This is a genomic window from Paracoccus rhizosphaerae (assembly GCF_026162645.1).
Lineage (GTDB): Bacteria > Pseudomonadota > Alphaproteobacteria > Rhodobacterales > Rhodobacteraceae > Paracoccus > Paracoccus rhizosphaerae.
In genome coordinates, this window is the sequence record NZ_JAOTBE010000016.1 from 44650 (window position 1) to 62750 (window position 18101).

Consider the following 18101-nt stretch of genomic DNA (forward strand, 5'->3'; position numbering starts at 1 on the left):
TGACAGCTTGATCCACAGCATGAGAAGGTTCTCACAACTGTCGGAGAGAGATGCAGATGAAGCCAAGTGTTGTGGCCTTTGGGGATAATGTCGTCGATTGCTATATGGATCAGGAAATGATGTATCCTGGCGGTAACTCTCTGAATTTGGCTACATTCGTTCAGCGTTTCGGTGGACGAGGATCCTACATCGGGGCTGTCGGAGACGATCCTGCCGGCCTCCATATTCGCGACGCGTTGATGGGCGAAGGAGTGGACGTGACTGGCCTCAGGGTTCTGCCTGCCGGTTCGACCGCTTTCTGTCTCATCGGCAACCGTGACGGTGACCGTGAGTTTCTTGGCGCTGATCTGGGGGTCTCAATTATTGAGCCCCAGCTGCGAGACTTAGACCAGATCGCTCGCGCCGATGCGGTCCACACTGGACGATCGAGCCATGTGGATGCTTTCCTTCCGGCCTTTGCTGTGCGTGCACGACTGTCGTTCGACTTCGCCGTGATCCGCAACCGCGACCGCATCGCGCGTATTGCAGCACTATGTTATCTTGCCAGTTTCTCAGCAGGTGATCTGGGCGACGATGAAGCGAAGGACCTGCTGGAATTCGCCTTGGCGTCGGGTGCCCGTCATGTCCTGGTGACGCGCGGAAAAGAAGGTGCGTGGCTGGGGCTGGGCGATCAACGTCATCATCAGCCCGCTGTGCCGACGCAGGCGATCGACACGCTTGGAGCGGGCGACACGTTCATTGCCCGCACACTGTTTGGCCTTTTGATGGGCGAGGCGCCTCGCGATGTGTTGTCGGTTGCGGCTTTCGCCGCCGCCGAAACCTGCCGGCATCACGGCGGTTTTGGCCATCCAGCAGCACTGGCCGTGGATTGCTCCAAAGCCCGGCCGCTGGATGAGATTTATGGTCCGGGAGAAACGGCTACGGCCTGAAACGTTGGCACGACATTGCCAATCGAAACTTGCGATAGAACAAAGTAAAAACAGGGAGAAGACGATGAAGAAAACAAGCATTGCGCAGGGGATGCGCCACAGCCTTGCCGCAACGGCTGCGATTTCGGCAATCTTGGCGGCCGGCACGGGCGTCGCTCAAGACATCACCTTTCGCATCGCCTCGGTCAATCCGCCAACGGCGCTGTCGGTCCAGCTGGCAGAACAGGTCGCAGAACGCATCACCGAACGCACCGACGGACGCATCGCCTTTCAGATGTTTCCCTCGGCGCAGCTCGGCACGACAGCGGATTCGCTGGAGCAGGCCAGCCAAGGCTTGCCCGTGATCACCTTCACCTCGGCCAGCTTCATGAGCCAGTTCGGAGCTCCCCAGCTCGCGGCGGTCGACGGTCCCTTCGTGGTGGATAACGCTGAGGAAGGGGAGACGCTGGCGTTTTCCGACCTGATGTCCGGATACTACGATCAGCTTGCCGAGACTTCCGGAGTGCGTGTGCTGGCGCTGAACTGGTTCGACGGCCCGCGACACATGATCGGATCAGAGGCTTATTCCGAACCCACCGACCTTGAAGGCGTCAAGATGCGTGTGCCATCGGTGGAAACATGGTTGAACACCTTCGAGCCGCTTGGTGTCGTCGCCACCACCGTCGAAGCGGCCGAGACCTATTCGGCGCTTGCACAGGGCGTGGTTACGGCCGCTGAAGCTCCACTGACCGGCTTGCGCGCCAGCCGCTGGTATGAGAACGCAAAGCAGATCACTCTGACCGGCCACTTCAACCTGTTCCTGGGCTGGGTAACCAGCGAATCTGCGCTGGCCGGGTTGCCGGATGCTGACCGCGCGATCATGATGGAAGAGTTCCGCAAAGGTGGCCAAGACTTGGCCGCACAATCGGTCGAGCTGGACCAAGAGGTCATTGCGGAATTCGAGGCTGCCGGCGTCACCTTCCATGAGGCCGACCGGGATGCCTATCGTGAAGCAACAGCCAGTTTTTGGGACCACTGGCCTGATGGACTTTATGAGCAGATCCGTTCCGCCGCGACGGCTGAATGACCCCAACGCGGGCCGGGAATCCTGCTTAACTCGACCCGCATCCCTTACATTTTGGGTGATCCATGAACGCCTTCAACCGCCTCGTCACGCTCGTCGGAACGATCCTGCCGACCATTTTGCTCGGGGTCGTGCTGGTTGCGGTCAGTGCTGACGTCTTCGCGCGCCTACTGCTGAGCACGTCGATCCATGTGTCACACGATATCGCCATGATCGCGCTGGCCGGAGTCGTCTGGTTTGGCATTGTCGGCAGCGCGCAAGAAGGGCAGCTGTTCGGGCTGCGCTATTTCGTTGACCGCGTTCCTAAACGCGGTCGCCCGTGGATGGCCGCCCTTGGCCACTTACTGGTCGCTGCCATCGCCTTCGAAGTCATGCGCGCCGCGTTCAGACAGGCAAGCACAGGTGGTTTTACCCGATTCCTGGCACTCGGCTGGCCGAAATGGATTGTTTCTGCCGGATTGGCCGGCGCGATGGCCGCCCTTATCGCAATCCAGCTGGTCCAGCTTTGGGCAGTGCTTCGGAGCAGATCCAGAAAATGATACTTTGCGCGCTGACCTTCCTTCTGCTTCTCTGCCTTGGTGTGCCGATCGCCTTCACGATCCTTGGCGCCTCGGTGGCCTACTTTACACTCAATCCCATGTTGGCCAGCATTGTCGCGCAGCGGATGTCATCGTCTTTGGAAAGTTTCCCGCTGTTGGCAGTGCCTTTCTTCATCATTGCAGGAGGCGCGATGGCGCGCGGAGGGATCGCGCGCCGACTTTACCACTTGGCCGATGGGCTGGTCGGGCATTGGTGGGGCGGCCTCGCGCAGGTGGCAGTAATGAACTCGCTGTTCCTGGGTGCCATGTCGGGATCGTCCAATGCCGATGCCGCCATAGACGCCCGTACGATTGCTCCGATCATGCGCGAAAGGGGCTACTCAAACGGTTTCGCCTCAGTCGTCAGCGCGGCGAGCGGGGTGATCGCGCCGATCATGCCGCCCTCGATCGGCCTAATCGTTTACGGGCTATTGACCGACACCTCGATCGGCCGCCTGTTCACCGGCGGCGTCATCCCGGCGCTGCTGATCGCGGTCGCGTTACTGGCAACGGTTCGCTTTGCCGCGAAACGCCGCAACTATCGTCCCGAACGGGAGCACCGGCTTCCCTTGAAGGAGACGGCAGCCCGGGCCTGGTCAGCCGCATGGGCGCTTGCCATGCCGGTACTGCTGCTGGTCGGCCTGCGCGGCGGCTGGTTCACCCCCACCGAACTGGGTGCGATGGCGGCGGTTTATGCACTGGTTGTAGGCTTGGTCGTCTATCGCGGCTTTGGCTTGGGCGAAATCTATCCGCTGTTGCGAGAATCAGCGCTGACGACCGCTAACGTGCTGTTCATCATCGCTGCGGCATCGGTCTTCTCGCTTATTCTTGCTTTAGAGCAAGTGCCACAGCAGATGGTCACTGCCCTGCTGTCGATCTCTGACAACAAGTATGTGGTGCTGCTGGTCATCAACCTGCTGTTGCTGGTTCTTGGAACCATGCTTGAGGGTTTGGCTTTGTTGATCATTCTGGTGCCGATCTTGCTAGAGGTCACCCGCAGCCTTGGTATTGACCCGGTACATTTCGGAATCGTCCTCGTCTTCAACACGACGATCGGCTCGATCACTCCTCCGGTTGGTACGGTGCTATTCACAGTTTGCTCGATCACACGCTGCTCGATCGAGGAATTTGCGTCGGAATCCGTGCCTTTCCTCGTGGCATTGATAGGAGTGCTGATGTTGCTGACCTTCGTTCCCAGTCTCGTTACGTTCCTGCCAGATCTCCTGTTCTAGGGTTAAGGCAGCGCCAAAAAGAGTATTGGGGAATTTATAGCGGACCAAGCATTCTTGTCTGGAATGAGGTCAGAGAACGACAGCGTTATCTCGACGCCGCCGTCTTGAGCAAGAAGTGCTGCCAGAACCTGGCAGATAATGAAAGGTTGTTCAGATGCAGGGAGACCCGCGGAGCCATGGGCTGTGGGAGAAGACCGCTCGTGCCGCGCCTGTCACGGTGCCCTTGGTGGGCGAAACGCGGGCAGAGGTAGTGATTATCGGCGGTGGCTACACCGGACTTTCGACTGCCCTGCATCTTGCGGAACGCGGAACCGATGTCGTGCTTCTTGAGGCCGTCGAGATCGGCTTCGGCGGCGCGGGGCGCAACGTGGGCCTGGTGAACGCCGGCATGTGGGTGATGCCCGATGCGCTTGTCTCCACCCTGGGGGCCGAGCGTGGGGAACAGCTGATCGACTTCCTGGGCGAGGGTCCGGCCCACGTCTGGGACATCATCGAACGCTATGGCATCGACTGCGAGGCGACCCGGGCGGGAACGCTGCATGTCGCCGCCGACAAGGCCGGCCTTGCCGAACTGCATCAGCGCCACGAGCAGTGGTCACGGCGCGGCGCGCCGGTGCAGCTGCTGGACCCAGAAGCGACGGCCGCAAGGCTGGGCACGTCGCACTATCACGGGGCGCTTCTGGACGCGCGGGCTGGCACGATCCAGCCGCTGGCCTATGCGCGCGGCCTTGCGGATGCGGCGATGGGGCGGGGCGCCCGGATCTTCACCGGGTCGCCAGCGACCGAGCTGCGGTCGCATGACAAGGGCTGGCGCGTCGCCACGCCCCAGGGTGCGGTGACGGCAGGCAAGGTGGTCTTCGCGACTGACGCCTATACCCGGCACCTGATGCCGGAGATCCTGACACAGCAGGTCTTCCTTCCCTATTTCAACCTGGCGACGGCGCCGTTGCCCGACAACGTGGCACGGACGATCCTGCCGGGCCGGGAAGGGGCCTGGGACACGCGCGAGGTGCTGACCTCGTTCCGTCTCGATCAGCGTAACCGGCTTGTCTTCGGCTCCGTCGGCGCACTAAGGCACGGTGGCCAAGCGATCCACCCGGCCTGGGCACGGCGCGCGTTGAGGCGCACCTTCCCGCAGATCGGGCGGGTCGAGTTCGAAGCTGAATGGTACGGCACGATCGGCATGACCAGCGACAACCTGCCCCGCTTTCACCAGCTGGCCGAGGGGGTCGTCACCTTCTGCGGGTACAATGGCCGGGGCATCGCGCCCGGCACCGCCTTCGGCCGCTGCCTGGCCGGTTGGTTGACGGGTGGCAACACGGAACTGCCCCTGCAGCCCACGCCCCCGCAGCCCGCGTCCATGCGCGCCCTGCGCAGCGCCTATTACGAGGCGGGCGCACAGGCCTTTCACCTGATCGATGCGCGCGGCTAGTCCGGCAGGCGACCGACCTGCGTGATGATCCACTGGCGGAACGCCGCGGCGACCGGGTCCGACGCGCGTTCATCGGGCGTGACCACATGATAGGCGGCCTCGGTCGTCAGCGCGCTTCCCCCAAGCGGGCAGAGGTCGCCCGCCTGCAGTTCCCGCTCGATCAGGTAGGTCGGCAGCAGCGCCGCGCCCATCCCGGCCAGCGCAGCCTCGATCAGCAGCGAGAACTGGTCGAAGCTGTGGCCCTGAAAGCCGCGCGCGGCAGGCTTGCCCTGGGCCTCCAGCCATTCGGGCCACAGCATCGGCCGCGACACCAGATGCAGCAGCGGCAGGTCTTCCGGCGGGGTGCCGGCGTCGATGACGGCGGGGGCAGCCACCGCCAGCACAGTCTCGGCGCACAGATAGGTGCAGCTCGCGCCCGGCCAGACCGGCTTGCCGTAATGGACCGCGACATCGACCCCGGCCTCGATCAGGTCGAACGCACCCTGCCGGGCCGTCACGCTGACCTGCAGGCCGGGATGGGCCTGCAGGAACCCCGGCAGGCGCGGCATCAGCCAGCGGCTGCCGAAGGTGGGAAGCGTCGCCACCGACAGATGCCCCGTCACGTCGCGGCCGCTGGCGGCTCGCAGCGTCAGATGCTGCAGCCCGGCCAGGAGGGCCTCGATCTCGGGGCGGAGGCGCTGCCCGGCGCTGGACAGCACGATCCGCTGGCGCACCCTTTCGAAGAGGGCGATCCCCAGCTGGGTCTCAAGGTCCTTCACCTGGCGGCTGACGGCACTTTGCGTCAGGTTCAGCTCGACTGCGGCGCGGGTGAAGCTGCCGTGGCGTGCAGCGGCCTCGAACGCCTGCAGCGCGGCAAGGTCGGGCAGCTGGCTGCGGCTAAGCTTCATTCCGGTCTCTCATCAAGTCAGTCGGATCCAGCGTGTTTCATCGCAAAGTTGATACTGTATGGAAGTGAATGAAGCGCCTGGCAATATCGAGGACATCGGCATGACGACCACTGGACATATCTCGCCCGACCAGATCCGCGAGGCATTCTCGGCGGCGATGTCGGCGATGTACCGTGACGAGGTGCCCGCCTATGGCACGCTGATGGAGCTTGTCGCCCAGGTGAATGCCGAGGTGCTGGAGGGCGATCCGGGTCTGCGGGACGCCCTGTCGCAGTCCGACCAGCTGAACCGGATCTCGCAAGAGCGTCACGGCGCGATCCGCGTGGGCACCGCAGGGGAACTGTCTACCATCCGGCGCCTGTTCGCGGTGATGGGCATGCAGCCGGTCGGCTACTATGACCTGACCGAGGCCGGCGTGCCGGTCCATTCGACGGCCTTCCGCCCGGTGGACGAAGAGGCGCTGTCCCGCAACCCGTTCCGGGTCTTCACCTCGCTGCTGCGCCTGGACTTGATCGACGACAAGACGCTGCGCGCCGAGGCCGGGGCGGTCCTCGCGCGCCGGCAGATCTTTACCCCCGGCTGCCTGGCACTGATCGAGCGCGCCGAGAAGTACGGCGGCCTCGACCAGGCGGACGCCGACCGCTTCGTGGCCGAGGCGCTGGAGACCTTCCGCTGGCACTCGGACGCGCTGGTCGATGCGGGTCTTTACCAGCGGCTGCATGACGCGCACCGGCTGATCGCTGACGTGGTTTCGTTCAAGGGGCCGCACATCAACCACCTGACCCCGCGCACGCTGGACATCGACGCGGTGCAGGCGCGGATGCCTGCCCACGGCATCACCCCCAAGGCGGTGATCGAGGGGCCGCCCAACCGCCGCTGTCCGATCCTGCTGCGCCAGACCTCGTTCAAGGCGCTGCAGGAGCGCGTGATCTTCCCCGGAAAGACAGCGACCGAAGGGTCCCACACCGCGCGCTTCGGCGAGATCGAGGCACGAGGCATCGCGCTGACGCCGAAGGGCCGCGCCCTATATGACCAGCTGCTGACCGAGACCCGCCGGCGCATCCAGCCTGCCGCCGACGGATCGAACGCCCGAGAATACGAGCATGTGCTGGCCGAGGTCTTCACGGCATTCCCCGACGACTGGACCGAGATCCGAGGGCAGGACCTGGGCTATTTCCGGTGGTCGCCGACCGGCAAGGGCGAGGTGTCGGGCGACGATCCCGAGGCGCTGCTGGCAGAGGGCGTGCTGCGCTGCGACCCGATCGTCTACGAAGACTTCCTGCCGGTCTCGGCCGCGGGGATCTTTCAGTCCAACCTTGGCGACGAAGCCGTCCAGGACTTTGCCGCCAGCCCCAACCAGCAGCGGTTCGAGGCCGATCTTGGCCAGACGGTGCTGGATGAATTCGCCCACTATGCCCGGATCGAGGCCAAATCCCTGGCCGCCTGCCTGGACAGAATCCCGGCCTGATCGCCGCCGAACGGCATGCCTGCCGCCCCGCGGCAAGACACGGAACAAGAAGGAATGACCCGATGAAAGACGCGTCCGAAATGGATCTGAAGAACACCGCCCGCGCCGTTCTGGAGAAGCTCGGCGCCGACGCCTCCGTCCTGGACGCCGGCAGCATGGCCAGCTTCTCGCCCGTGACGGGCGAGCAGATCGCAGCCCTTCCCGAACATTCCGCCGCCGACGTGACGGCGGCCATCGACCGCGCCGCAGCCGCCTTCCGCAGCTGGCGCAACGTGCCGGCCCCCCGCCGGGGCGAGCTGGTCCGCCTTCTGGGCGAGGAGCTGCGGGCGGCCAAGGACGATCTCGGCCGCCTCGTCTCGATCGAGGCCGGCAAGAGCCCGTCCGAAGGCGCCGGCGAGGTGCAGGAGATGATCGACATCTGCGATTTCGCCGTGGGCCTCTCGCGCCAGCTCTACGGCCTGACCATCGCGACCGAACGTCCCGGCCACCGGATGATGGAAACCTGGCACCCGCTTGGGGTGGTGGGCGTCATCTCGGCCTTCAACTTCCCCGTGGCGGTCTGGTCCTGGAACACCGCGCTTGCGCTGGTCTGCGGCAATCCGGTCGTCTGGAAGCCGTCCGAGAAGACCCCGCTGACCGCGCTGGCCTGCCAGGCGGTCCTCGACCGTGCGCTGGCCCGCTTCGGCGACGCGCCCGAGGCGCTGAGCCAGGTCGTCATCGGCGGCCGCGACACCGGCGAGGCGCTGGTCGACGATCCGCGCGTGGCGCTGGTCTCGGCCACCGGCTCGACCCGGATGGGCCGGCAGGTCGGACCGCGCGTGGCGGCACGCTTCGGCCGCTCGATCCTGGAGTTGGGCGGGAACAACGCGGGCATCGTCTGCCCCTCGGCCGACATGGACATGGCGCTGCGGGCCATCGCCTTCGGGGCGATGGGCACCGCCGGCCAGCGTTGCACGACGATGCGGCGCCTCTTCGTGCATGACAGCGTCTATGATCGACTGGTGCCGGGTCTGATCAAGGCCTATGGCTCGGTCTCGGTCGGCAACCCGCTGACGACGCAGGCGCTGGTGGGGCCGCTGGTCGACGGGCAGGCCTTTGAGACGCTGCAGGCGGCGTTGGAGGCCGCGAAAGCCGCGGGCGGTACCGTTCATGGCGGCACCCGCGTGACTGACGCGGCGCCTGAGACGGCTTTCTACGTGAAGCCCGCCCTGGTCGAGATGCCTGCACAGACCGGCCCGGTGCTCGAGGAGACATTCGCGCCTATCCTCTACGTCATGCGCTACAGCGACCTTGAGGACGTGATCGAAGAGCACAATGCCGTCGGCGCAGGCCTGTCTTCGTCGATCTTCACGACCGACCTGCGTGAAAGCGAGGCCTTCCTGTCGGCGGCGGGATCGGACTGTGGCATCGCCAACGTCAACATTGGGACTTCGGGCGCCGAAATCGGTGGGGCCTTTGGTGGCGAGAAAGAGACTGGCGGCGGTCGCGAAAGTGGCTCCGACGCTTGGAAGGCATACATGCGGCGTGCCACCAACACGATCAACTACTCGCGCGAGCTTCCGCTGGCGCAGGGCGTCGTGTTCGACATCTGAGGGCCGGATGGACATCAGCAGCAGCATGTTCCGCCCCGCCGGGCGGATCGAGGATCTCGGCGTGTCCGAGATCCTCACCATCACCGCCCGCGCGGCGGCGCTGAAGCGCGAAGGGCGGCCGGTCATCATCCTGGGCGCGGGCGAGCCGGATTTCGACACGCCCGACCACATCAAGGAGGCCGCCGTCGCGGCGATCCGCCAGGGCCAGACGAAGTACACCGTCCTCGACGGCAGCCCCGAGATGAAGCGCGCCATCCGCGACAAGTTCCGGCGCGAGAACGGCCTGGACTTCGCCGCGAACGAGGTGACGGCAGGGGCAGGTGCCAAGCAGATCCTCTATAATGCGATGATGGCCAGCCTGAACGAGGACGACGAGGTGATCGTCCCCACACCCTGCTGGACCACCTATTTCGACATCGTGCGCATCGCGGGCGGAGTGCCGGTGGCGGTGCCCTGCGACGACAGCACCGGCTTCCGCCTGACGGCCGAGGCACTGGAGGCCGCGATCACGCCGCGGACGCGCTGGCTGATGCTGAACTCGCCCTCGAACCCCACGGGCAGCGCCTATGGCGAAGAGGATTACCGCCCGCTGATCGAGGTGCTGCACCGCCATCCGCATGTCTGGCTGATGGTCGACGACATGTACGAACATATCACCTATGACGGGTTCCGCTTCGTGACGCCGGCGGCGCTGGACGAACGGCTGCGGGACCGTTGCCTGACGATCAACGGTGTCTCCAAGGCCTATGCGATGACCGGCTGGCGGCTTGGCTATGCGGGCGGACCAGCGGACCTGATCTCGGCCATGGCCGTGGTGCAGAGCCAGTCGACATCCTGCCCGTCCTCGGTGACGCAGGCGGCGGCCATCGCGGCGCTGGACGGGCCGCAGGACTTCCTGGCGGACCGGGCGGCAAGTTTTGCGGCGCGGCGCGACCTGGTCGTCGATGCGCTGAATGCCATCGACGGGATTACCTGCCGCAAGCCCGAGGGCGCCTTTTATACCTTCGCAAGCTGCGAAGGGCTGATCGGCAGCACGACTACTGAGGGCGTCCGCCTCGACAGCGATCGCGACTTCTGTGCCTGGTTGCTTGACGCGGCCAATGTGGCCGTGGTCCCCGGAGCATGTTTTGGCCTGCCAGGATGTTTCCGCATCAGCTATGCGACATCGGAAGCCGAACTGGGCGAGGCGCTTGGCAGGATCAGCGATGTATGCCGAGCGCTCCGGAGAAACTGAGCGACCCTTATCAGTTGACAAGATCGGGTGGCGCGGCGGGCAAACCCTGCCGCGCCACATCCGACCAAAGTAGCGACGCACTAAGAACGGATCGCCATGCTGGACATTGAAGTCGACCAAGTTGCGGCCTTGGCCCTCGCACTGAAGGAGGCGGGCTTCGGCGGCGTCATTGACGACGACAGCGCGCTTCGCGCTGCCATGTCCACAGACAACTCGGTTTATCAGATCACGCCCGACCTCATCGTCGCGCCGCGCACAGCCGATGACCTTGTCGTGCTGCTGCGCGTGTTGGAAAAGCCGCCTTTCAAGAGCGTCGCAGTCACCGCCAGGGGCGGCGGCACCGGAACCAATGGGCAGGCCCTCAACAGGGGCGTCGTCGTTGACATGCGGCGCTTCATGAACCGGCTCCTTGCGCTTGACGAACGGGAAGGCTGGGCCGAGGTTGAGCCGGGCATAGTTCTCGACGACCTGAATGCTCAGATCCGTCACTCGGGCTGGTTCTTCGCGCCGGAAACCTCGACCTCGACGCGCTGCACGATCGGTGGAATGGTCAGCACTGACGCCTCGGGCAAAGGGTCGAGGATCTATGGCAAGACCTCCGACAACATCCTGGGGCTTGAGATCGCGCAGCCGCACGGGCTGCTGGACAGCATGGAGCCGACGCCAGATTGGGCGCGGCCGATGCTGGCAGACGCAGAAGCCGCGGCTCGCCAAGGGCGGCAGGCCTTCATCGACAACACGCCCCGGCTGAACCGGCGCTTCACCGGCTATGACCTGGAGCGCGCCTGCCCTGACGCTGGCGGCTTCGAGTGGTGGCGACTGTTCCTGGGTGCAGAGGGGACCTTGGGGGTCGTCAGTCGCATCCGCGTCAAGTTGTGCCGGATCGAGCGGGAAAAGCGCCTCGTCGTTGCTGCCTTCTCCTCGTTCCGTGAAGCGCTGGCCGCAGCGACCCCGCTTCTGGCGGCAGAGCCGACGGCCGTTGAGGTTATGGACGAGACGGTCCAGGCCCTGGCAGATGGGGCAGGGATCCTCCACCGCCTTCCACGGTCGCTCAGGGCGGCAGAGGGGCAGCGCATTGCCTATGTCTTCATCGAGGTGAACGGCGATGAAGCGTCCGCCTTGGACGCCCGCGTCGCCCGTTGCCGGCAGATCCTTGCCGCTCTTCCGGGGATGGTGGCCGATTACCTGTCTTCCGACTTGTCCGAGATCCGCGAGCTATGGGCTGTCCGCTCGGCCGGCGTCGGGCTGTTGGGGAAGGTCGAGGGAGCTGCGCGGCCCGTGGCCTTCGTGGAGGACACGGTTGTTCCCCCCGAGAGCCTGCCCGCCTTTCTCGACGATTTCCTGGCGGTGCTGTCTCGGAACGGGCTCGGCTTCGGCATCTATGGTCATGTCGATGTCGGCTGCCTGCACATCCGGCCCGCACTGAACCTGGACGATGCCGGTGACCGCAGCCGCCTGGTCGCGGTTTCGGACGCTGTGTTCGAGCTGACGCGCAAGCACGGCGGCATCTTTTGGGGCGAGCACGGCAAGGGGGTGCGAGGCGCCTATCTGCGCGACTGGATTGGTGCCGAAGCCTATCGAGCCCTTCAGGGTGTCAAAGCAGCCTTCGACCCGAATGGGCGCTTCAATCCTGGTAAGCTGGTCTCGAATGACCGCCCGATCATGGGAATTGCGTCGACCCCGTTCCGCGCCTTCAATGCGCCCGAGGGGGACCCGCTATCGAACGCCTTCCGCTGCAACGGCAATGCGCAGTGCCTCAGCTACGCAGCCACGACACCGATGTGCCCGAGCTTCAAAGTAACGGCCGACGTCCGGCAAAGCCCGAAGGGAAGGGCGGATGCGCTGCGAGCGTGGCATCAGGCACGGGTCTCGGGGGCGGACCTGGCACAGCGCGAGGATGACCTGTTGGCAGCATTGGACACCTGCCTGGGGTGCAAGGCCTGTTCATCCAGCTGCCCGGTGCAGGTCGACATCCCCTCCATGCGCTCTGCCTTCTACACAGATTACTTCTCCCGCAATGCACGGTCCTTGAGGGACCGACTGATCCTCTGGGCCGAGCGCTACAGCCCGGTAACGCAACGGCTTGTGCCGGTTCTTGCTCCGCTCTGGCCCGCAGCGTCCCGCATCGGCGGCTTGCTGACCGGCACCGTTGATCTACCGCGCCACCTCGCGCGCGTGCCGCGCGAACTTTGGCTGGACGAGGGGGATCTGGCGCAGCCGCTTCCGCCCCGAACCGTTATTCTTGTGCAGGACTGGTTCACTGCGCTTTTCGACGGCGAGGTGCAGCGTGATGTCGTCGCGGGTCTGACGGCGCTTGGCTACCGTCCACGGTTGTTGCGCATGCGTCCAGCCGGAAAGGCAGCACACGCGGCGGGCGATCTTGCGGGCTTCAAGCAGTTGGGCGGGCGGGTGTCTGACCTGTTGCACAAGGCCCAGGCCACAGAGGCTCCGTTAGTCGCGTTCGAGCCTGCCTTTGGCATGATGCTCCGCCAGGAATACGTCAAGGCCGGGATCTCCTTGCCGAAGGTGCAGATGGTCCAGGAGTTTCTGGCGGACGAACTCGCCCATCGTCGCTTTCCTCAAGCTGCGTCCGCCGCGCCGGTCACGCTCCTGTCGCACTGCACGGAAGCCACCGCATCACCGCAGACTGCCGCGCTTTGGCGTCACGTTTTTGAGGCGGTTGGAGTTGCCGTCCAGACACCTTCGACGGGCTGCTGCGGCATGGCAGGTCTCTTCGGCCACCAAAAGCGCCATCAAGTTATGTCGCGCAAGCTCTTCGACCTGTCATGGCAAGAGCATCTTGAGGAGGAGACATTGCTTACTGCAACGGGCTTCTCGTGTCGCTGCCAGACCAAGCGCCTTGGAGGCCGCGTTCCTCGCCACCCCCTCGGGATCATCGCGGACTGCATGATTGCAATACGATAAGGATATCCATGTTTTCCAGCATCATGAGCGCCTTGCCGTTCTTGAAGGCGCGGACAAAACCGGCGCAGTAACCCGTCTCGCCGTGCCGCTCGGCTTGAGGGGCAGCAGCCCACTAGACGGCCACGCGCCCTTCGCGCGTGGCCCAACAAAGGCAGGGAACGTTTGGCTTGTCCAATCCCCCTGTGTCTCGATCACCGCGCAAGCGCGGCCATCTCGCCGTTCTCTTCCGGCCAGAGCTAGCCAGCCCGTCGCGCCTTGCGGCGGGCCTTGCATGGCGGCGAATTGGACGCGCCCCATAAAGAGCAAAGGGAAGCGAGCCGCCTCTTGGGGAGGTCTGGCCGGAACACGCAACCGCCCGTCCGATTGGTAATATTGTCATCTTCCAAATGCATAGAGGGCGGGGGGGGATTGGCAGGTCTGCCCCCGCCTGAACCTCTCGATGACAATCGCCGCGCAAGCTATCGTCGCCCGCCGGGGCCGAGACTAGGCCGCTGAATCGACTATTGCGCCCCCGCGCGGGCTGGCTCGGGACGAGACAGGCGGCGCGGGAAAAGGCGCAAAGGAGGGGTAGGGGTCTAGGCCGGGGCGAAGGCCGGTGCAGCCGGCCGCAGCCTAGAGCGCGGTCCCTTGGGGCAGTGCGGATCCAGGGCGATAGCCCTAGATCACCAACCCAAGGGATGCGGCCAAAGCAGAGCGTTAGCTGAGGCGGCGGCGCTGGCTAGAAATCTGCTTGAGCATCAACGGCAGGCGCGTTGACCATAAAAAAGCAAAAATTCCGACTGATGCAGTCGCGCTGGCAAGTGCTCTCATGATGTAAGTATCGTAAACCACGCCCTTGCCTGAACTCATCCAGTTAAAGAGCAACGACAAAGCAAGAGCTCCGAAGTAGATCCAAAAGAAGATGAGCTGTCCGCCTGCCAAGGTGTCTTCATCTTGCCTTATGACCCTCGTCATTCGCCCCGCTTCTCCATCATTACCAGCGACCTTCTCAGAAACAGAAAAGGGAGAGTTTAGCACCGCGATGACCGCAAGAGAAACGCCTACCAGAATAGATATTATGGTTGCGAGAAGGCTAACAACTCCGGAAAATTTCTCCGGGTTCATCCATGCGGAAACACCCGCACACACCGCAGCAATGAGGCAAATAATGAACCAAGCTATAGCGCCACGGGTGATCATGTATTCATCCCAACAACTTTGCCGTCGCTAAATCTTTATAATAAAGTTCAAGCGCCTTCTTCGCGTGGTCGAAGGAATAGCTGTTTGCATGACGCGGTAGTTTAACGACTTTCGATTTCCGTAGCATTGAGTTTGAAGCCTTAGTCCCGTCTTCGAGAGTTATCCTAAAACTATCGACGGAATCCGCCTCGGTTAGCTCTTTACCAATTTCGGTGAGCCACTGGTCCTTTTGCACCTCATCCTTTACAAACTTTCCGCGACTAAGGATGATTTTGCCAATAGCGTTAGCGCGTTTCCTAACGTCGTTGCCTTCGGATGGCATTCCAAAGATCATCTGCATAACTCTTGAACCTGACGGATGACGCGCCGAAACATTCAAGTTTTCCATAAAATTGTTGATTGTGAACAGTACTTCCTTAACCCCTATTTCCTCGATGCGAGCGAGGGTAGTTTGATCTGGAACATCAGCTATCCTCATCTTTGCCTCACGGTCCAAGACACCGGAATTTGCAGCTAGTTCTAGCATGTTTGCTGATAATGTTCCAGCTTTGTTCTTTAAGTTGCATGCTAAGATGTGATTACGGACAACGTAAAACACCATCTCTTCCTTCAGGAACTCCCTCTTTCCCGGATGAAAAAACTCCTCCACCGCTGCGTTTGGGTCCGTGGTGTCGAAATTGATTACGCCCACAGCAGACTCAATTTCCAGCACACGAACAAAAACACCTATGCCGCTTGACGGCCCTTGAAGGCTTGCGAAAAAGAACTTCGAAAAAAAGTCTTTATCGACCAGTCGATCCTCTACTTTATCCAGTTTTTCGAACGAGAGGCGGAGCACATCTTCCAACGTCCTATTAAATCCTTCGTGGAAATAGGCCCTTTGCAGCGAAAGCGTTTTTGATCTGTAGGACATTTGTAACCCTGAATTGGCTCGGGTCATCCTCCCCATAAAGCCACCTTGTGGCAACCCTTCGTTGCCAATGACTTAGGCTAGAGACGTCCAGCGCGTGCCCCCATGGCAGGCGTGTGCAGTCGCTCTTTGTCCAGACAGGCCAGGGTAGGGGAAGGCCGGACCATACTTGACCCCGTCTTCTTCAAATCCACGTCCACAGCCGTGCAATTGAGTCGAAATCTCTGCCATCTGACAAGGCGTGGCAGGTCTGTGGGCGGACCTGAAAAAAGAAAAGATCGTCGGGGTGGGGGTGAGCGCGGGCCTTGGCCCGCGTCGATCCCGCGCCTCGTCCTTGGATCAATCTCAAGACCGGCGACCAGCCGGGCTTTCTCAATCTCTTTCTTGGGCCAGAGCTATCCAGCCCGGCGCCATCAGCGGCGGGCCTTGCAGGGCTACGAGCTGGACGCGCCATCACAGAGCGAAGGAAAGCGAGTGGCCCTGTGGGTAGGTCTGGCCCTTGCGCGAGCGATCGTTACCCGAAGGGCCGAGACTAGGCTGCTGCCCTGACTATTGCGCCCCCGGCGCGGGCTGGCTCGGGACGAGACAGGCGGCGCAGGACCAGGCGCAAAGGAAGGGCAGGGGAATGGACTCGGTGCGCCGGCAGGCGCATAGAGCGCGGTCCCTTGGGGCAGGGCGGATCCAGGGCGATAGCCCTAGATCCACCACCCCAAGGGATGCGGCCGTAAATGCTATACAGAGCTATTAAAATTTGTAGGCTCTAGATATCACGATGAAAGAGCGTATTCATGATCCCTGAATCATCCCCGTTAAAAACAGGCTGGGAAATATTTGCAGAGACGTTAGTTGGATTAGTCAGCGCCTTAGCATGGCCTGCACTGATTGTATTTGCTATATTGTTTTTTGGCGAACCAATAAAGAAGCTCATATCAAGAATCAAGTCAGCATCCATTGCCGGGAATACAGTTGATTTCAGAGAAGAATTGGAAGAGGTATCAAATGAAATAGAAAAGGAGACTGCTGAAAAACAAGCTGGGTCCAATGCCGACGCTGAAGGCGAAGCTGAAGCATATGCAGATCGCATGACTGCAGAGAAAATGAATGCCTTATTTGCGCTTAGCTCAACAAGCCCTGCATATGCTGTGTTGGAGGCATTCAAGTATGTTGAAATTGAGTGGCATGCATTGCTTGAAACCAAGGGCCTTAGCAGGAAGCCTCTGCATCGCGTAAAACACTCCATTTTCTCTGAAATGTTCAATTTACCTACCTCGATCATAAATTCTTTCGATCGACTACGAATGCTGCGCAATAAAGCTGCGCATGAGATAGAACACGGTATTAGTTCAGTCGATGCTGCAAATTACGTGGTATCAGCTTTTCAAATGGCAGAGTTGCTGCGCGACGCGAGAGGCAAGCCCAATGCCAACGCATCAACCGATGAATAAGAATTTTCGCCACTGCGGCGGGCTTTGCATTACAGCACAGGCTTCTTTTAACTTCCACGCCCGGTTGCCCACAGGCTGACGCTCGATCCCTGTGGTCTCGCTTACAGCCTGCTCCGGCCCGCTGCGTCCACTCCCAAGGTCGTTCCCTTGCGAGCTGGACAACCGGGCTCCCGCGCAAGCGATCGTCACCCGCAGGGCCGAGACTAGGCCGCTGAACCGACTATTGCGCCCCCGCGCGTGCTGGCTCGGGACGAGACAGGCGGCACGGGAAAAGGCGCAAAGGAGGGGCAGGGGTCTAGGCTCGGGGCGGAGGCCGGTGCAGCCGGCCGCAGCCTGGAGTATCCGTTGTTCGTCAAGCATCAGAAACAGCCTGTCTCGTCGAAAGCAGCCGTTCGTCGTGGTGCATTGAATGACCCTATAGAGCCCAAAGCTGCCGGTCATGCTGGCCGCAGCGAATGCAGCTGCAGCGGTGATGACCCATTGAACGCCCTTGGTCACGGCCAGCCGGCTGCTGCGGTGCAGCGAGCGCAGACCGGCGTTTGTGCTGGACGCAGCAAAACCTCGTGCGGAGGCGGCAGGTCGGCTGTCGCGGCAGCTACCTTCTGTCGGACGCAGCCAGAGGCATTACCTGCCGCCCCGGCCTAGGCGGCCAACCTCTTCATTGCACCGATGACCTGATCATCCAGGTACGGCTTGCCAAAAAAGAGGGCATCAGCTGGCAGCATGTCGGCGGTGACGTGGCGGTGACCGGACGTTACAATGATAATATGCACCGGGGGCCAGCGGTCACGCACCTGGAACGCCAGCCACAGGCCGTCCTTGCCGCTTCCCATGTCGACATCGGTGAAGATCAGGAAGATATCCGCTCGATCTTCGAGAAGAGTAATTGCCTCTTCCGCATTTCGCGCTCCCACGGCCGCAAATCCTGCATCCTCGACCATCATCATGGCGGACATGCGAAGCAGGGCGTCATCCTCGACGACAAGGGCCACAGGGAGTGTCATGCTCGATCCTTTCGCCGGCCGTCCCATCTGAAGAGCAGTCGGTTCTTGTTATGTATCCTGCCTAGGTGCAGAAAGCTGGAAGGCGCCGCTTCTGTTCCAAAGGAAGTTAGCGTCCGAGGAGCTGGTGTAATTTCGTCGCCGCTGGCGGTGTGATCCCGGGTGGCCATCGAGGTGTAGGATCGAGGTGGAGTTTGGCGACTTCAACCACGGACCTTACGGAGAC

Annotated in this window: 14 protein-coding genes; 10 read left to right on the forward strand and 4 right to left on the reverse strand. The window is 62.3% G+C overall.

Annotated features, from left to right (window positions below; all coding sequences use genetic code 11):
- Nucleotides 1-50: 50 nt before the first annotated feature.
- The 5 genes from OC184_RS08215 (at nucleotide 51) to OC184_RS08235 (ending at nucleotide 5234) form a co-directional block, all read left to right on the forward strand.
- Nucleotides 51-929, forward strand: coding sequence for a PfkB family carbohydrate kinase (locus OC184_RS08215; RefSeq protein WP_265506714.1), 879 nt, complete (start codon nucleotides 51-53; stop codon nucleotides 927-929).
- Nucleotides 901-1995 (forward strand): TRAP transporter substrate-binding protein DctP, encoded by a 1095-nt coding sequence (dctP, locus tag OC184_RS08220; protein WP_265506715.1) that lies wholly within the window; start codon nucleotides 901-903, stop codon nucleotides 1993-1995. Before OC184_RS08215 ends, dctP begins: the two co-directional genes overlap by 29 nt.
- A 62-nt stretch (nucleotides 1996-2057) precedes the next feature.
- Nucleotides 2058-2531: a TRAP transporter small permease gene (locus OC184_RS08225; RefSeq protein WP_265506716.1), complete on the forward strand. Its 474-nt coding sequence runs from the start codon at nucleotides 2058-2060 to the stop codon at nucleotides 2529-2531.
- Nucleotides 2528-3802 carry a TRAP transporter large permease gene (locus OC184_RS08230; protein WP_265506717.1) on the forward strand — a complete coding sequence of 425 codons (1275 nt, stop codon included), beginning with the start codon at nucleotides 2528-2530 and terminating at the stop codon, nucleotides 3800-3802. Before OC184_RS08225 ends, OC184_RS08230 begins: the two co-directional genes overlap by 4 nt.
- 154 nt (nucleotides 3803-3956) lie before the next feature.
- On the forward strand, nucleotides 3957-5234 hold the full coding sequence (locus OC184_RS08235) for an NAD(P)/FAD-dependent oxidoreductase (protein ID WP_265506718.1): 1278 nt from the start codon (nucleotides 3957-3959) through the stop codon (nucleotides 5232-5234).
- Here OC184_RS08235 and OC184_RS08240 read toward each other — a convergent pair.
- Nucleotides 5231-6121, reverse strand: coding sequence for a LysR family transcriptional regulator (locus tag OC184_RS08240; protein WP_265506719.1), 891 nt, complete (start codon nucleotides 6119-6121; stop codon nucleotides 5231-5233). The two genes, OC184_RS08235 and OC184_RS08240, sit on opposite strands and share 4 nt — an antisense overlap.
- 100 nt (nucleotides 6122-6221) lie before the next feature.
- Between OC184_RS08240 and hglS the strand changes: the two genes are divergently transcribed.
- The 4 genes from hglS (at nucleotide 6222) to OC184_RS08260 (ending at nucleotide 13340) form a co-directional block, all read left to right on the forward strand.
- On the forward strand, nucleotides 6222-7589 hold the full coding sequence (gene hglS, locus OC184_RS08245) for a 2-oxoadipate dioxygenase/decarboxylase HglS (protein WP_265506720.1): 1368 nt from the start codon (nucleotides 6222-6224) through the stop codon (nucleotides 7587-7589).
- 62 nt (nucleotides 7590-7651) lie between these two features.
- On the forward strand, nucleotides 7652-9181 hold the full coding sequence (amaB, locus tag OC184_RS08250) for an L-piperidine-6-carboxylate dehydrogenase (protein WP_265506721.1): 1530 nt from the start codon (nucleotides 7652-7654) through the stop codon (nucleotides 9179-9181).
- A gap of 7 nt (nucleotides 9182-9188) precedes the next feature.
- On the forward strand, nucleotides 9189-10415 hold the full coding sequence (locus OC184_RS08255) for a pyridoxal phosphate-dependent aminotransferase (RefSeq protein WP_265506722.1): 1227 nt from the start codon (nucleotides 9189-9191) through the stop codon (nucleotides 10413-10415).
- A gap of 96 nt (nucleotides 10416-10511) precedes the next feature.
- Nucleotides 10512-13340 carry an FAD-binding and (Fe-S)-binding domain-containing protein gene (locus OC184_RS08260; RefSeq protein ID WP_265506723.1) on the forward strand — a complete coding sequence of 943 codons (2829 nt, stop codon included), beginning with the start codon at nucleotides 10512-10514 and terminating at the stop codon, nucleotides 13338-13340.
- 696 nt (nucleotides 13341-14036) lie between these two features.
- Here OC184_RS08260 and OC184_RS08265 read toward each other — a convergent pair.
- On the reverse strand, nucleotides 14037-14519 hold the full coding sequence (locus tag OC184_RS08265) for a hypothetical protein (protein ID WP_265506724.1): 483 nt from the start codon (nucleotides 14517-14519) through the stop codon (nucleotides 14037-14039).
- Between the two features lie 4 nt (nucleotides 14520-14523).
- Complete coding sequence (locus OC184_RS08270) at nucleotides 14524-15432, reverse strand: hypothetical protein (RefSeq protein ID WP_265506725.1); 909 nt, start codon at nucleotides 15430-15432, stop codon at nucleotides 14524-14526.
- A 785-nt stretch (nucleotides 15433-16217) separates the two neighbouring features.
- Here OC184_RS08270 and OC184_RS08275 point away from each other — a divergent pair.
- Nucleotides 16218-16874, forward strand: a complete 657-nt coding sequence (locus tag OC184_RS08275) for a hypothetical protein (RefSeq protein ID WP_265506726.1) — start codon at nucleotides 16218-16220, stop codon at nucleotides 16872-16874.
- 641 nt (nucleotides 16875-17515) lie between these two features.
- Here OC184_RS08275 and OC184_RS08280 read toward each other — a convergent pair.
- On the reverse strand, nucleotides 17516-17878 hold the full coding sequence (locus tag OC184_RS08280; protein ID WP_265506727.1) for a response regulator: 363 nt from the start codon (nucleotides 17876-17878) through the stop codon (nucleotides 17516-17518).
- Nucleotides 17879-18101 lie beyond the last annotated feature (223 nt).

Excerpts from the sequence above, each read along its gene's own strand:
- OC184_RS08230 (WP_265506717.1), top strand. The coding sequence starts at position 2,528 with ATGATACTTTGCGCGCTGACCTTCCTTCTGCTTCTCTGCCTTGGTGTG.
- OC184_RS08215 (WP_265506714.1), top strand. The coding sequence starts at position 51 with ATGCAGATGAAGCCAAGTGTTGTGGCCTTTGGGGATAATGTCGTCGAT.
- OC184_RS08260 (WP_265506723.1), top strand. The coding sequence starts at position 10,512 with ATGCTGGACATTGAAGTCGACCAAGTTGCGGCCTTGGCCCTCGCACTG.
- OC184_RS08265 (WP_265506724.1), bottom strand. The coding sequence starts at position 14,519 with ATGATCACCCGTGGCGCTATAGCTTGGTTCATTATTTGCCTCATTGCT.
- OC184_RS08255 (WP_265506722.1), top strand. The coding sequence starts at position 9,189 with ATGGACATCAGCAGCAGCATGTTCCGCCCCGCCGGGCGGATCGAGGAT.
- OC184_RS08240 (WP_265506719.1), bottom strand. The coding sequence starts at position 6,121 with ATGAAGCTTAGCCGCAGCCAGCTGCCCGACCTTGCCGCGCTGCAGGCG.
- OC184_RS08275 (WP_265506726.1), top strand. The coding sequence starts at position 16,218 with ATGATCCCTGAATCATCCCCGTTAAAAACAGGCTGGGAAATATTTGCA.
- OC184_RS08225 (WP_265506716.1), top strand. The coding sequence starts at position 2,058 with ATGAACGCCTTCAACCGCCTCGTCACGCTCGTCGGAACGATCCTGCCG.
- amaB (WP_265506721.1), top strand. The coding sequence starts at position 7,652 with ATGAAAGACGCGTCCGAAATGGATCTGAAGAACACCGCCCGCGCCGTT.
- hglS (WP_265506720.1), top strand. The coding sequence starts at position 6,222 with ATGACGACCACTGGACATATCTCGCCCGACCAGATCCGCGAGGCATTC.
- OC184_RS08280 (WP_265506727.1), bottom strand. The coding sequence starts at position 17,878 with ATGACACTCCCTGTGGCCCTTGTCGTCGAGGATGACGCCCTGCTTCGC.
- OC184_RS08235 (WP_265506718.1), top strand. The coding sequence starts at position 3,957 with ATGCAGGGAGACCCGCGGAGCCATGGGCTGTGGGAGAAGACCGCTCGT.
- dctP (WP_265506715.1), top strand. The coding sequence starts at position 901 with ATGGTCCGGGAGAAACGGCTACGGCCTGAAACGTTGGCACGACATTGC.
- OC184_RS08270 (WP_265506725.1), bottom strand. The coding sequence starts at position 15,432 with ATGTCCTACAGATCAAAAACGCTTTCGCTGCAAAGGGCCTATTTCCAC.